This is a genomic window from Butyrivibrio sp. XBB1001, from assembly GCF_000424505.1.
In the GTDB taxonomy this organism is placed as follows: Bacteria; Bacillota; Clostridia; order Lachnospirales; family Lachnospiraceae; genus Butyrivibrio.
Window position 1 is genome coordinate 74,203 of record NZ_AUKA01000010.1, and the last position, 15,739, is coordinate 89,941.

16 protein-coding genes are annotated in these 15,739 nt (G+C 36.0%); all 16 read right to left on the reverse strand.

The genetic code is table 11. From position 1 onward, the window contains the following. Positions 1–50: 50 nt before the first annotated feature. The 16 genes from G631_RS0110265 to G631_RS0110345 all read right to left on the reverse strand — a co-directional run bounded on the left by G631_RS0110265 (position 51) and on the right by G631_RS0110345 (position 15,619). Positions 51–1,427 (reverse strand): uracil-xanthine permease family protein, encoded by a 1,377-nt coding sequence (locus G631_RS0110265; RefSeq protein WP_026489365.1) that lies wholly within the window; start codon positions 1,425–1,427, stop codon positions 51–53. 129 nt (positions 1,428–1,556) lie between these two features. After that, a complete protein-coding gene (locus tag G631_RS0110270) occupies positions 1,557–1,979 on the reverse strand; it encodes an HIT family protein (protein ID WP_035789647.1) in 423 nt (140 codons plus the stop codon). Positions 1,980–2,137: 158 nt separating this feature from the next. Next, entirely contained in the window at positions 2,138–2,800 is a 663-nt protein-coding gene (sfsA, locus tag G631_RS0110275) for a DNA/RNA nuclease SfsA (protein ID WP_026489367.1), read from the reverse strand. Between the two features lie 61 nt (positions 2,801–2,861). Beyond that, a complete protein-coding gene (locus G631_RS0110280) occupies positions 2,862–4,199 on the reverse strand; it encodes an MFS transporter (RefSeq protein ID WP_026489368.1) in 1,338 nt (445 codons plus the stop codon). Between the two features lie 127 nt (positions 4,200–4,326). Then, positions 4,327–5,070 (reverse strand): inositol monophosphatase family protein, encoded by a 744-nt coding sequence (locus G631_RS0110285; protein ID WP_026489369.1) that lies wholly within the window; start codon positions 5,068–5,070, stop codon positions 4,327–4,329. Between the two features lie 782 nt (positions 5,071–5,852). Next, entirely contained in the window at positions 5,853–6,101 is a 249-nt protein-coding gene (locus G631_RS0110295; protein ID WP_026489370.1) for a hypothetical protein, read from the reverse strand. Next, complete coding sequence (locus tag G631_RS0110300; RefSeq protein ID WP_026489371.1) at positions 6,098–7,078, reverse strand: acyltransferase family protein; 981 nt, start codon at positions 7,076–7,078, stop codon at positions 6,098–6,100. Before G631_RS0110300 ends, G631_RS0110295 begins: the two co-directional genes overlap by 4 nt. Positions 7,079–7,099: 21 nt before the next feature. Continuing rightward, entirely contained in the window at positions 7,100–8,209 is a 1,110-nt protein-coding gene (locus G631_RS0110305; protein WP_026489372.1) for an EpsG family protein, read from the reverse strand. Positions 8,210–8,212: 3 nt separating this feature from the next. After that, positions 8,213–9,295 (reverse strand): glycosyltransferase, encoded by a 1,083-nt coding sequence (locus G631_RS0110310; RefSeq protein WP_026489373.1) that lies wholly within the window; start codon positions 9,293–9,295, stop codon positions 8,213–8,215. A 40-nt stretch (positions 9,296–9,335) separates the two neighbouring features. Then, positions 9,336–10,325, reverse strand: coding sequence for a hypothetical protein (locus G631_RS0110315; RefSeq protein ID WP_026489374.1), 990 nt, complete (start codon positions 10,323–10,325; stop codon positions 9,336–9,338). Next, entirely contained in the window at positions 10,322–11,845 is a 1,524-nt protein-coding gene (locus G631_RS0110320; RefSeq protein ID WP_026489375.1) for a lipopolysaccharide biosynthesis protein, read from the reverse strand. Before G631_RS0110320 ends, G631_RS0110315 begins: the two co-directional genes overlap by 4 nt. Before the next feature lie 67 nt (positions 11,846–11,912). Next, a complete protein-coding gene (locus G631_RS0110325; RefSeq protein WP_026489376.1) occupies positions 11,913–12,911 on the reverse strand; it encodes a glycosyltransferase family 2 protein in 999 nt (332 codons plus the stop codon). Next, on the reverse strand, positions 12,901–14,019 hold the full coding sequence (locus G631_RS18840; RefSeq protein ID WP_051197127.1) for a glycosyltransferase: 1,119 nt from the start codon (positions 14,017–14,019) through the stop codon (positions 12,901–12,903). The genes G631_RS0110325 and G631_RS18840 overlap by 11 nt, the downstream gene beginning before the upstream one ends. 56 nt (positions 14,020–14,075) lie before the next feature. After that, a complete protein-coding gene (locus G631_RS0110335; protein ID WP_026489377.1) occupies positions 14,076–14,951 on the reverse strand; it encodes an FkbM family methyltransferase in 876 nt (291 codons plus the stop codon). 201 nt (positions 14,952–15,152) lie between these two features. Further along, complete coding sequence (locus tag G631_RS0110340; protein WP_051197129.1) at positions 15,153–15,374, reverse strand: hypothetical protein; 222 nt, start codon at positions 15,372–15,374, stop codon at positions 15,153–15,155. Continuing rightward, positions 15,371–15,619: a hypothetical protein gene (locus tag G631_RS0110345; RefSeq protein WP_026489379.1), complete on the reverse strand. Its 249-nt coding sequence runs from the start codon at positions 15,617–15,619 to the stop codon at positions 15,371–15,373. Before G631_RS0110345 ends, G631_RS0110340 begins: the two co-directional genes overlap by 4 nt. Positions 15,620–15,739 lie beyond the last annotated feature (120 nt).

Here is a 15,739-nt window from a genome sequence, read left to right on the forward strand (position 1 = left end):
TCCTATAGCAAAATGGCTAATCCTGACAATCCAGAATTAGCCATTTATACTTATGCTACATCGTTATTGAAGCTTACGCCTCTATTGATATCACCCTTGTGATTAACGCCAAAGTCATAATCATTACCAGGAAGGATAGCATTCAAAACAATTCCAAGTAAAGCTGCAATTGCAAGTGAAGTCAGTGTTACAGATATTGAACCAATTGTAAATGTGATACCATCTGAAAAACCAAGTCCTGATACAAGTATTACTGCTGCTACGATCAGATTTCTTGACTTTGTAAAATCAACTTTGTTTTCTACTACGTTACGAACACCTATTGCTGAGATCATTCCATACAAGATAAAGCTTATACCACCAATTATTGCTGTTGGCATTGTACCTATTACATCAGAAATTTTAGGGATGAAACTAACTACTATAGCATATACTGCTGCAAGTTCAACAACCTTGGGATCATATACTTTTGAAAGTTCAAGAACGCCTGTATTTTCACCGTATGTTGTATTAGCTGGTCCGCCAAAGAGTCCTGCTACTGCTGTTGCAAGTCCATCGCCCAGGAGAGTTCTATGAAGTCCTGGATCTTCAACGAAATTTTTATTTGTTGTAGCTGATATAGCAGATATATCTCCAACATGCTCCATCATCGTAGCTATTGCGATAGGTGCCATAACCAAAACTGCTGTAAGATCAAATTTGGCAATCTGGAATGGAGGAAGTCCTACCCAACTAGCTTCTGCCACAGGAGCAAAATTTATGATTGCGCTTCCATCTGCGTTAGTAAAGCCAATTCCATACATTATAAGTGCAACAACATATGAAATCACAACTCCCATGAGGATTGGGATGATCTTGAACATTCCCTTTCCCCATATATTAAAGATAATTACGACAGAAAGAGCAACCAGTGCCAAAAACCAGTTTGCAGAAGCATTTTTTACTGCTAATGGCGCAAGTGAAAGGCCTATACAAATGATGATAGGGCCGGTAACTACAGGTGGAAGGAAATGCATTACCTTTTTTACTCCTACTAACTTAATGATAAGAGCAAGTACCAGGTAAAGAAGTCCTGCAACTACAATTCCACCGCATGCGTATGGAAGCTTTTCTCCATATGTCATATTGGCATATTTACCTGTATTCAAATTAGCAACTGTGGCAAAACCACCAAGGAAAGCAAATGATGAACCTAAAAATGCGGGAACTTTAAACTTAGATAAAAGATGAAATAAAAGAGTGCCAATACCGGCAAAGAAAAGAGTAACCTGGACAGAAAGTCCTTCACCATTGAAATAACCATTAACTATAATCGGAACCAAAATAGTCGCTCCAAACATCGCAAACATGTGTTGCAATCCTAGTAGCGCCATTTTAGGTTTCCCCAACGTCGTGGCATCATAAATAGCCTGTCTTTTTTCTCCCATTTTTTCCTCCTCCAGGATGTATTTAATTTTTTATCATCGATAGTATATCATATACACCAAAAAAAGTATGCTCAGCATCGGATTTTTTTTGCCGGTGCTGAGCATAAAATAAACTACGTAGGAACTAAGTTACAGGCAAGCCTTGATCTTGTCGATCATCTGGCTGTATTCCTCGTCTGTAAGGAACTTCTTTTGAGGATTCATCTCGAATACTCCGCCCCACTCAAACTCGTCCTTGTACTTGGGGACAAGGTGCATGTGAAGATGGCAACCTGTATCGCCATATGCGCCGTAATTGACCTTGTCTGGGTTAAAGGCCTTGTGAATAGCCTTGGCAGCTCTGTTTACATCTGCAAAAAATGCATTTCTCTCTTCATCAGAAATATCCACAATCTCACTAACGTGATCCTTGTAAGCTACGATGCATCTGCCAGGATGGCTCTGCTCCTTAAAAAGAATAAGCTGGCTAACCTCAAGATCACAGATCTTGATACCAAACTTAGCAAGTGGCTCTCCGCCAACACAATATCCGCAATTGTTATCTTTTACCATGATTCCTCCTAAATATAACCTGGCTGGATTCACTTGAATTATCGTACTAACACGTGCAAAATAGCCGGGTTCTTTTGTTCATTGTAACATGTTTTTTAGGCCTATGTGCTATCTGAAAGCAGGTGTGCAACTATTTCCATATTTCTGATTATTTTCGCTTAGCCAGATTCCTCTATGATCTCCAGCTCGTCCGCTGTCACTCTGCACAGATAGAATACCACTTCAACTCCTGCTGCCCTGGCCTCAATAAAAGCCTTGGTAAACTCAGGATCCGTCTCCGTGTTGGGTCTGACCTCTCTGATGCCCTCTCCTTGGATTACAAAGGCAATCCTGGCATGGTACCCTTCTCTTGTCGCCGCAGCAAGCTCTCTTAGGTGCTTGGCTCCGCGCTCTGTTGGGGCATCGGGAAAATAGCCTACGCCATCCCTGAATAAAGTGCAGCCCTTAACCTCCATGAGGTATTTCTCGGATTTTTTCTCCATATAAAAGTCTACTCTTGATTTGCCATACTTGTACTCAGGTTTAATGTATGAGTATTGTTTCTGACTCACAAGATACTCTTTTACCACCTGGTTAGGGGCCTGGGAATCAATGTTGATGATACGGCCATCCTTCTCAACAGCCACCAGGTCATAGGGCGTCTTTCTCTCTGGATTTGCAGCCTTTTCAAGGTACACCGTGCAGCCTGGGATCAGAAGTTCCTTGCATCTTCCCGTGTTCTTAACATGAACAATAAGTTCATCACCCCCGATTTCAACGTGAGCAATGAACCTATTGGGCCTTTTTATGAACTTTGCCTTAGTAATATTCTTATATTTCATATTCAGTCAGTCCATTAGTAGCAATGATAGCATTGTAGGAAAGGGCCACCCATTTGGTCAATTATGAACGAGTCGCCCGGTGCTCTCTGTCAGCCCAGATAAGCGGCACAAGCGTCATCAGCACAATCATAACTCCCGCAAGGAAAAGAGTATTGGTAGGCAGATATTCTGTGAAGCCGTATTCATCTACAAACTCGCCGCTGTTCTTGATGATAGGGTTTGAAATAAGAGGCGCTACTACCATGGGAATCAGCACATAGAACACAATCCTGATTCCCTCAAAGCTGCCTCTTGCATCCTCAGGATACAGGCGCTTGGACCACACCGTGATGGTCTGCAGAAACAGAATGTAGCCTATTCCCACAAAAAGAACTCCTGCCAGAAGATGAGGATTCCATATGGTAGCAGTGTTCACATTCTCAGGGGATACGAAAAGCCCGATGATCAGAAGTCCTATGCTATTAAGTATTATTGCAATGAGGATTATCAGTGATGACCTGTCTGCCCGAATCAGCCTGATTGCTGGAATTGTGGAGAACATAGCTACTAAAAGCCCCACGCCCTCTATAAGTCCCATGGTATCTGCAGTAAATCCCAGATAATAGATCATGAAATTTCCCAGATGTGAGAAATATACGTTAAAAGAAACAAAGTAAACCGCCAGCATGAGATTAACCCACACAAGTTCTCTGTGCTGCAAGTACTCTTTTACATCAAATATGGAAAAGAACTGCTGAGTAAAGGTTCCTTTTTTAGAAGGCTTAAGTCCTGCCACGTCATGCATTCCAAATAGGGACACTATTCCAAGCAGGATAACAAGGCCGCCCATTACAGCAAAGAGCCTCATGTAATTATCATCTGCCCCCACAAGAAGTCCGCCCAGCACAGTTCCTGCTATTGTTCCAATAACAGGCTGAACAGCCAGCGACGCTCCCAGTCCCCCCGCGTTTTCTTTTGTCATATGATCGTTGATCCAGGCATTGTAGCCAATGTCATTGCCCATGGAGCCAAAAAAGCTCATGATGGCATCTGCCGCAACAACTGCCAGCGCAATCCCGGTAAATGCCGTCACATCGCTGTTCCTATGCTTTAAAAACTGCGTCGTTCCAAAGAGAATCGTAAACACGCCCCAGAGGATGTATCCAATTGACACCAGGCTCCGCCTGTTACCCATTCTGTCAGAGACGCACCCAAATAGGAATGTCGAAATTGTGGTTGCCAGCGCCGATATTGCCAGCATCCAGGATATTATCGTCGGATCCTTGGCTATCTTGGCATACACAAAAGTATTAAACCACTGATTCTCCATATTCCAGCACAACTGCCCCGCAAGGCCAAGAAGCCATACCATGGACCAGAAGGTTAGAGTGCTGGTTTTTGAAGTATTGGATTTCATCATTGGATTCCCCCATTTTGAAAAATTGCATTTCAAAACAACGACAACTGTTCATACTCCATTTCTTTTTCCAAAGAATTTCATATTTAATATGTCATACGTCAAAATCTTATTTCGTACCCTCATTATTTTATCCAAGTCCATTAGATGCGAGCACAGAACATGGCTTGTCATAAGTAATCTCCTGTCCATCAACCGTAGTAACTCTGCCACCTGCCTCTTTTACCAAAAGAGCCCCAGCTGCAAAGTCCCATGGAGATAGCCTGAGTTCAAAATATAGCTCCGCCCTCCCTGCAGCTATGCTGCACAGATCAAGAGCCGCTGAACCGCTACGTCTGATATCAAGAGCTTTCTTAAAATATTCAAAAGCCTTCTTGAAAGATTCCTCATTGAGTTCCTCATAATATGGCGACGTTCCGAAAAGAACAATTCCGTTTTCCAAAGGCTGCCTGGAAACCCTGATCTCTTTTCCATTGCAGAATGCCCCCTGCCCCTTCTGGGCCGTGAACATCTCATCAGAATATGGATTGTAAACTACGCCTATACTGGCCTCTCCGTCCTCTATAAGTGCTACAGAAATGCAGCTTTGCTTATAATCTTTGATGAAATTTGTGGTCCCGTCTATTGGATCGACAATAAAAAATCTGCCCTTATCAGAAAATAAAGCCTGCTCGCCCTCTTCCCCGATGAATCCTGCATCCGGCAAAAGAGAAAGCAGCTCTTCCCTTAGGATATTCTCAATCTTCTTGTCATATTCTGTGACAAAATTGGCAGGTCCTGCCTTTTCATCTATTCCAAGGCTCCTCCTGTCCGCACCCAGCATGATAGCTCCGCAGTTTTTTACTATTTGTGTTATGGACTCTAAGGTTGACATTTATTTTTCCTTCTTACTAACGTTCAAATGCTTGAAACGTCTATTACCTACAATTATCCTTACCAAGTAATAACACAAAACTGTCTTGTAAAACAACAGATATGTGTTACTATAAGAATATAAAAAGTGCTACCGATAGACGGTTAGCCCAATATAAACGATAGAAAATTAACCGCTCAACTTACCAGGCTGGGGCGGTTATTTTTGTGTCTTGGAATCATGCTTTCCAAACATGTAACCAAGACTAAAGAAAGTCGCACACAGTGCAAGCACTGCGATCAAGTCACTGATGGTTAGCATAAACAAGTTCCTCCAACAAAGATTTCTCATAAGAGATTTCTATGATTAACGGAGGTCACAGTCCTCCGAGCGAAGGACTAACCGCCTACCGAAAATGGTAGCACAAGGATAATTCTACCAAACATTTGTTCTTTTGGCCATGATTCTTATTTCGCATTATGGCCGGCGAAATATCAAACAATCAGTAAATTCCCAGTAATATCCTGAAATACTCTATAGTCCTGGCAAGTCCTTCCTCCAATTTCACAGTTGGCTCCCAATTAAGTTCCTTCTTAGCTACAACTTGGGGTCAGGCACCACTGTATTATATGTCATCCTTTGAATAACCATTAGTTATTCTCTTAAGTTGACGGTATTTTTACCACAGTGGGGTCAGGCACAAATCTTTGGTATTGCATTTTATATACCTCCTTTTTATTGAGCATCTTTTCCGCCCATTGACATGCTATGGAATACAAGGTTTCCTCCAGATGCAAGTCCCATCACGCAGCCAAAACTTTTTTACCAGAATACTTCTCAAGTCTAAAGAGAAATACCGCCGAAAGCGAGCAAAACACAATTTTCATCACTCCCGCCAGCATCAGCCTCGATGGCGTATCTGATGCTGGAATCTCAAAAAGCTCGTACGCTATCTTAATTGCCGGGGATGCACTCCCCCACAAAACGCAGCAGAAAATTGCTGTTATTACCACTATAGGCGTGTATGTCCAAAGGGATCTTTTTTCTGTCATAAAACCTCGAATCTATTTACACCTGCCAAAAAATTAAAAGCTTTTATTCTTATCAAAACGTGTTTTATCACCAAATAGGAAAGACACAAATCCATAAAGAAGTTAAATCCTATTACTACCATTGGAATTCTTATTCCCAGTATAATCACGATAATTGTACGGCTAAAAACAAGCCAATATCCATTAAGTAAATACAATTGTAAACTATATTTTCCATATTGCTCAAAAGCAGCCTTAATCACATCCCACAAAGAAATCAAATAAATTGTAATGATTCCTAAAAGAGCTCGCATATATTCTACTCCGCATAATTCTATTTGCATTGAAAACAGCCAAAAAAGCAAAGAAACCACAACAATAATAACTGTTTTTTTCTCCCAAATATAGTGGGTTCTTCTCCTATTCCTTTTCTTTATGAAATGTCCTAACTCAAAATAAAACAAATAGTATATTACACGGCTCATCGTGAAACAATCAATTTTGGGGAGAATTAAATGCAATGCCACAAAGACGCTCAACAGTATAAATGTAATAACAAAATGTACACTAATCTTATCTATAACGGGATAAATTAAAAAAATCAAAAACAGTGTGTATAAAAACCAATATTCTCCGCCTTCAAAAACAATCTTCATCAAAGAAGTTCTGATTCCCCGCGGACGATTTACAAGATTTATAAATATTGCTCTCGGAAAAATATCAAAAACATTAAATGCTACATATGGAATCCCAATTCTTTTTATTTTCTTAACTATATACTCACGATAATCACCTTTAAAGGAATAGCAAAAACCAGCGATACAAAAAAAAAGTGGCATATGAACACTAGAAATTAGAACGAATAAATACTCGCATACATTGTTTTGATGAAGATTAATTGGAAAGTATATTATCGAATGATCTAGAATTACTAGCCCAATCGCTATTCCTCTTAATGTATCTATCTGACTATTTCTAATCTTGTTAGTATCACTCATCTGTTTTACCCTATTGATCCTTTATCCCATAACAAATGGGTAAACTTCCCCTTGATTCTTTAATACAAAAACAAAATACCAGTAAAAAAGCAATCCCGCATACATCATAACGCGACCAATAAATTGTGATTTTCCATCATTAGATATGAGTTTGCACATATTTGGGAATACAAAAATAGAATATGCTTCAGGAAACAAAAAAACCCTATAAGCATAGTGACCTTGCCCTCCAATTAGTGCTCCTATCATAGCCAGAAGCATCATATATAAAAAAAAGTAATATTTATAAATATTTATATGTTTCTTCATAACAAGAGCTAAGGCAAGGATAAAAATAGCAGAAAAAATATACATAAATTTACTTTCGTAAAATCCTTCTTTAGATGCCCAAAACAATTTTTTACTAACCAAATACTTATTCAAGAATCCCGGAAAAACATCATTGAGCTTTAGGAATATCTGTCTATAATTCGTACTTATTGTATATATAGCTATAGATATAATTATAATTAAATACTTTTTTACACGTTCCAAATAACTATCGGCTATGAAATACAAAAACGCCATCCCAATTCCAACAACAGCTGATTTATGCAGAAGAATTGCAATGATTTGAATCAGAACTGCATTTAAATATTTTTTTTCTTCAATCAAAGTGACCATATATAACAATGCAGCCATAGCCATAGATTGTCTAACAATATCATATCCCCTTAAATAATAAACAAAAAGAAAACATGCTGTAGACAGCTGTACTGAAACATATTGTCTATAATGCCAGATTGCTTTGAATGTAAAAAAAACAATTATTGCTTCATTTATAAAAAACAACACATGTATGTCACCTATCCGTGACGCCAAATATGTAATAAGTGTATATCCAATTTCAAACCTTCTAACTGTTCTATTTGATAGATAATCAAAAATTGACGTATACTCTTTTGCAATCTTAAACAACGGCTTTTGGTAAGCATCCACATCGCTCCCAATACTTGTCGCTCTCACTCCTGCAACCCCAGATAGCAAAGCTAATGAAACAAACAATAACAGCCATCTTATCTTCTTATCTTCAACTTTGTCTGCCATATCTACCAATATTAGAACGGCAAAAAACGTCAATAAATAAATCACTCTTCACTTGCCCCCGCGAGAATATATGCAATCAGTAATAAATCTTTTCCATTGATTTGCAATCTTAGTAACTGAATAATTACTACGTATTTCAGCACTTCGTTTACGAAATTCCTCTGAAACTTCTGGATTTTTTAACAACCTTCTTACAGCAGTGACTATCGCATCTTTATCCCCAACTGGAACTAATATTCCAAATTTTCCATTCTCTAAGACCTTTCGCGCACCTCCTACAGGGCAGTCTGTTGCTATAGTAGGAACTCCTAATGCCACAGCTTCAAGCATAGCATTAGATATGCCTTCATAATCGGATGTCATAATATAGCAAAACGCATCTTTAATCTCCGAAATCACATTATTTACAACGCCTTCAAATATCACCTTTTCTTCAATTCCTAATTGTCTTACTTTCTTCTGTAATTCCTTTTCCAAATGCCCTTTGCCAAATATATGTAATGATAAATCTGGAAAATCCTGAACAATATCGTAAAAAGCCTCAATTAGTAATGGAATATTTTTTTGTGGTTCTAATCTTGCACAGCAAACAATATGCCTATTTTTCATTTCATTTCCAACCATATCATCGGAAACACACACAGGATTAGCTATCACAGCGCTTTTTATTTTTTTATCGAATAATTTTCTTGCGTCCTCCGTCTGAAAAACCACTCCATCACATTGTGAATACGCCCAGTTTCTACATACTTGTTTTATATAACTATTGGGATATCGTCTAGGATCGTTTCTTTCAGATTCTATTAAAACACATTTTGATTTAATATTTGCTAACGCCAAAATAACATCAGTCCTATATGTAGAAAGAGAAACTACTACATCTGGAGATAATATGATTATCTCTTTCTGTAAAAAGAAATATTCATTTATCATTTCTATATACTTATTTGTGTAGTTTTTTTCTAAATAATGAACATTGATATTATTGGGTAAATCATATTCTACTTCATCTCGAAAAAGAACGCATATATGTATTTCATCATCTATCCTTTTAGAAAATTCCGAGGCAAGAAGAACTGTAACTCTCTCTGCACCACCTCTTAATTGTTCTAACACAAACAATATTTTCATAACACACCTATACTTTTTTCTAAAACAAATAAAAAACACCTTACGGCAAAAGTTTATAATATGCGATCATATTCCTTATTAGTTTTACAGAATAGTATTCTTCCTTATTATCTACAAACATTTGCAAATCCTTATCAGAATAATATAATTCATCAAAATATCTAAAATAGTTTCGATATGTTGCAGAATTTGCGACATCATTATCTATTACGCCAGCCCTCTGAAATAATTGGAGATGTAATCCATGATGTGGTCTATAGCATATTGACTCAGGATTAGAATTCTCAATCAATCTTACTCCTTTGCATAAATCTGGCTGATAACTTGGTAATCCAATTTCAGAGCGTTTAATTAATTCATAGAGAATACTTTCATCATTAATAACACATGGATTCCAAATATTTGATTTCCACTTGTATGTCTTGTCTATCTCATCACACAAAAATTCAATTTCATTACTGACTTTGGGAATATAATCTTTAGGTTTAAAAAAATGCAAACCGCTTAATTGTTTCCATTCCTTCTTGCCCTCAACTACATTTCTTATTGCTGCATACACGCCAAAACTAATACTATTTCGAATAAAACATTTTAGATTTCTATTTTTTCTAATGGTTCTGACAATATTCGAATAAGGAAGCCCTATATAATCACAGTGACGCTGGTGTGCTTCAAACATATTCATTTCTTCCTTGCAAAGAAAGATATCTATATCTCCAATGTAGACCGTATCATATACCATAAGAGACTCGTCAAGAATTGTCCATCGTATAGCCCTTCTAACATAGTTATTACGCAACGCGCCTCTACTTATATTTGTCTTCTTTATGTCTATTATCCTAAATTCTACTCCTCCAGTGTATTTTGACCGAACATCTATTGTTTCTTTATACTCATTAGGTAACTCCTCATCTGAATATATAATAAAATGCGTTCCTGGATAGAGTTTATTAAATGAATATAGATACATAGGAACAAAAGAATAATATTTTTCTCCTCCAAAAACATATCCTATTACACAATTTTTCATGTAATATGTCTCCCAAACATTTTAGTCTTAATACTTTGTAATAACGAAAAAAGTATTTCTTTTTCAGAAACGGAATATACTATAATACTGACTCCTGAGAACACCAGCGTGAACAAAAGAGCATATTCAAACCAAATATAATATGATTTAACAATAATACCTCTAAATAACTTGTTCATAATAAGTGCAAACACTCCAACAACCACTACATCCTCAATAATTCTTTTCCCGAATATACGAACACATCTATTTAGAATATGTTTTTTTAAATATATAACACTTGCAAGCATTCTATATCCTACAGCCAGTAAAGTACCTATTGTCACCCCCACCAATCCATACCTTTGCGTTAATAAAATAGATATTATTACATTTACAAAAAATTCAATAACACAATACATCTGTGTTTCTTTGAAATGTCCTGCCGAAATTATAACTGTTGTATATGGGATTCTAATTATCAAAATGGAATATGATAAAACTATAAGATATGCAAACAGATAATTAATGTAATTTGTATCACTAATCCCCGCTGTATATATCTTAACAAAAGGCACTATCAACATTGCTGAAACACATAAAACCATATTACCTAAAAAATGAAATAACATCTCAAATTTAGTGAATTCTACATTAAGCGTTTCATGTTCTTCAGAAACTATTACTTGCCCAAAGAAACTCTTATAACTGCCTCCAACTGCAGTAACCATCCCCCTAATTCCATTCAGTGGAAAAGTATATACGTTATAGATGGAGATATTTTGCAATGTTGAAGCAAACGTCAAAATAATCGTATCTAAACTAAGAATCAATGTTGAGGCTAAATGTTGTACTAGACCGCTCCATTGCTGGGGGAGCCTGTATTCATTTTCTCCATCATCACTCGTAATATGATATTTTTTTATTACATAAAAATGAAGAATTATCGGTCTAATAAGAAAAACAATCGATGTGATTAGCTTTACAACTTGTATTCCATATTCACATTTTATCGCCCAGCATGTTGCTAACCCATTTGCACAGATTATAACTGTATCAACAATAGAATATATATATATTCGTTGGTCCGCAGCTAATAAAACCTGATCGGTAAGTCCAAACAGATATTGCCCAATCATACTCACCGAGATACTTAACACCAAAGCTACTGAGAAAAAAAACGAATACTTATCAGACCTTGAAAAACCATAATAAAAACATAAGGCCGCTACATATATAACTAAAATTTGCCCTAAAAACCTAAAATACTTCTTTGTAGCAGAATAGATCAATGATATTTCCGAATAATTCCTCTTTACCAACGGTTTATACAAAGCTGCCTGTGCTACAGAAGAGACTCCAAAGTCAAAAAATGTAATTACAGAAAGCATTTGCGTTATAGAATATACGTATCCATTTATTTCAGAACCGTATGTTTTCAAAATAAGTCTAGGAATCAATAACCCAAATATGACCGCCGCTATTTGATGCACTACAGAAAAAATCACATTGTTTCTTAGTTTTCTTTTCTCAAGGGTCATTTCTCTCTATATATCTCCTAATCTTCAGGCAGCCAAATCACAATGACATTCCATTTCTTTTCTCTGCTTATCTCTTTATCCCAAACCTAATCAAAATCCTCCTAAGCATAGAAAAAAAACATGAACCAAAAGCAAAAATATTTTTACCAAAATAAGAAATATTCGCAAGCATTCTTTCATACTTGGGGGCATCTTTATCCTTTGCCACTGTATCTCTATACTTCAATATTTCTCTCCAAATAAGATCTGTATCCTCCTTGAATTTGTATGCCTGCCCTATTACTATCCTATTAATTCTGAACGCCGCACAAGAAGCAGGATTTGTCAATTGGCGGTTTTTCGATGTAATATCTTCAAACAAACTCCTTGAAATATCAATGCAATCCAGTTTTTTTCTGGTATATCGTTCGTTCATTATACTGTCACTTCGGTATCGATAAGCATATAATGCTCTATTAGTAAATGCCATTTTCACACTTTTTTGTATAAACTTATATGAAGTCGCAGTATCTTCAAAATACTTTCCTTCAGGAAATGGAATACTCATTACCAATTCCCTTTTATACATTTTCAATACTGCCCCAGTAATAGTAGGTCTCTGATAGCATAACTTTCTCAATGCTTCAATACTATCCAGCAATTCCACTTCTTCGTGTGCATTTCTCACATTTATTCTGTCCTGTATTATTTTTTCATGCCCTTCCCAAAAACAAATTGCTTTGCAACAAGACATTTCAACTGAAAATGAAACTAACGCGTTATACAACGATTCAACAAACAAACAAGAAATAAAGTCGTCTCCATCAACAAACGTGATATACTCTCCCGACGCTATTTTCACCCCTTTATTTCTTGCTGCTGATAACCCGGAATTCTTTTGACTAACATACTTTACTCTACAATCTTTTCGTGCAAATAGCTCAATCAGATTACCCGTTCGATCAGTAGACCCATCATTAACGATAACTATCTCTATATCTTTATATGTTTGTGCAGAGATGCTCTCTAAACATTTCAAAATATACTTTTCAACATTGTATGCAGTTACTATAACGCTAATAAGCATTTTCTACCTCTATGCCAATATCCAAATCCTTAAATAATCTCCTATAAGCCTTTTCCATTGCATTTACGTTATATGTCTCAATAATCGACTTACGAGAATTAGCCCCCATCTCCATAATTATTTGAGGGTTTTCAAACGCACTTTCAATATGCTTAACATACTCATCGACTTTGCTACATACAAATCCATTTACACCATTCTTTACAACATCTCTGTTTCCATCTACATCGCTTACAATGCACATTTTTCCGACATACATTGCTTCTAAAAGAGCTATTGATAATGATTCCCATTTTGATGTAAATACCAAAATGTCACTCATCATTATTCTCGCCACAGCTTCTGGCCTTGATACCCATCCAGTTATTTCTACATTATCACTATTTAATTCATTTTCTAAAGGGCCACCACCTATCCATACAAAATGAATATCTCTCATTCTTTTTGCCACTTCATTAAAAAGGGCCGGATTCTTCTGGTATACCACCTTGCCAATCATACATACAGTTTTGGCTTTCGAGCTCGTTATCTGTCCTCTCTTTATTAATTTCTCAGCCTCATCTGTAATTTGATCCATTTCATTACAGTTAATCCCATTAGGAATGCAAATAGCAGTTTTGGCTACACCTTTACTAGCTTCCAATTCACTATCTATATCTGCTATTGTAATTACCCTTTTTCTATCAGAAATTTTCTCTATAAACTTATAAAAAGCTCTCTTCTGTTCACTACAATTTTCCATCAAAAAGCTATATGCGTGTGGAGAATACAGAATCCTATACTTATTACTATCAATAGCCCATCTCCCTATCACGCCGGCTTTAGTTGAATGAAGATGAATCAAATCAGGCTTAACCTTCTTAACAATTCTTTTAACATCTAAAAAGGCCTTTAAATCATCCTTAGGTCTTATCTCTCGTGTAAATCCATTTACCTTTATAAATTCAACCTTTTCATCAAATTGTTTTCTAAAATCCGCAGGTGTTTCAGGTCGTGTAGAATAAGCCACAACAACACGATAATCCTTTACTTGCCATGCGCATAAATTCTTTACATAGTATAAAACTCCACTTCCTAAACATTCTGTTATATGTAGAATTGTTTTCATTGAATAAGCACCTGTATTAAAACAAATGATTTTCGCCAAACATATGCAAAGTTCAATCACGGGATTGCATAAAGAACTGTTTCCGAAATGCTTCGCGAGTGATGTCTGACAAATAGTTTGTAGTCTTGGTTAAGTTCTTTAACATATGGAATAATGTCCAAATAATCAGCATTGCTATGATATATACATATCGCTAATTTAGGCTTGTTTCGTCTAATCGTCTCTGCCGCACCGCGCAACGCATCAAGTTCAGCACCCTCGATATCCATTTTGATATATGTTGCGTCACTACATTCTTTTATTCCATCGATAGGCACTAACTCTATCTGATCAGTTCCTGTTGCTTCTTGAGTTGTCCTAGCATAAGCACTTTCTCCTGTAAGATAAACACTCTTTTTGCAATCGGATACTCCTGCCTCAATCATAATAATTCGTTTATCCTTAGAGAAATAATTGCTTAATAAATTAAAATTTTCATGTTCCGGCTCAAGAGCAATTATTTTTTTTATTTTGATATGCTTTTTTTTCGCTACAACCAAAAAATTATTAATTGTATCACCAACAAAAGCACCACAATCCACAAACACCTCGCCATCATTGATATTCAAGAAATCATCAACAAAATACTGGTCCATTAATGAATAAATATTCTTTTTCAGTGGTAATTTTTTTATCCTATATTCTATTAATGCCAAATATATATCTCTACTTTTCTCATCAGAAAGCATCATTAGGTTACTATCTATACTGGATTTCTTATTTTGAAAAAAATCCAAACTAGTCATATTAGTTGTATTATCATTTTCATACTTTCTGCTAAAAAAATAATATGCAATTTCTTTTTCAATTCCTTTTCTTACCAAAAAGCAATTAATTTTAAAAAAAATTGGATTGGTATACATTTTATGATATAGAATACTTAGTATGTTCATATTAGTTATGCTTTCTCAAAAATCATTCAACTTTTATCTTGCCAACTATGTTTATTATCAGATCAAAACAATATTTGTCCTGTTAATTGATACTATATAGATTAATTATAAGCCATATATTGTACTTTTCATAGAAAAAAGCGTAGATTTTGTACCAATTCTACGCTTTTAATCTCATTTTATTCAGTTCTCTCAATGCTTTTAATTCTCTTTAGGTTCTTCATTCTCTAAGCTACTGAGATAATCGTCAATCGCCCCTCTAAAATCTTCTTTCAATTCCTTAAGTGTTTCACCTTCGTATGAAACAATATCATTAGTGTTTTTCAAGTTTTGAACATGCCCATATAAAATATCTTCCTGCATATCAATCTCGATGCTACCTATATATCCTTTATATTCAAGTACATTAGATATATTATTCAAATCAAGCCCTCCTTCTGCAAAAACAAGATTATATCCTTCACCGCATATCCTTTAAAATAGCAGTAATTATGTGGTTTATGAAATGCTAATCTGGCACCGCTTGGCGAAATCAGCATACATCTTGATCCGCTACCTTTTTGAGAAATGGAACATCCTAGCTTCGATGAAAGACTTCTAAGTTCAAAATAAGTGTAATCTTTAGGGACAGATAATAGTCTTTCTATCATCTTCTCTTTTGTTGACATAGTCTAATTATACTCCTTTCACAAATCATACGCATTCTTATCCATAAAGTACTCATGGTTGGAAAATAGCCATGCCTAGAGTTTTAATCGAAACAGTGCATTAGACACACCATTTGCATG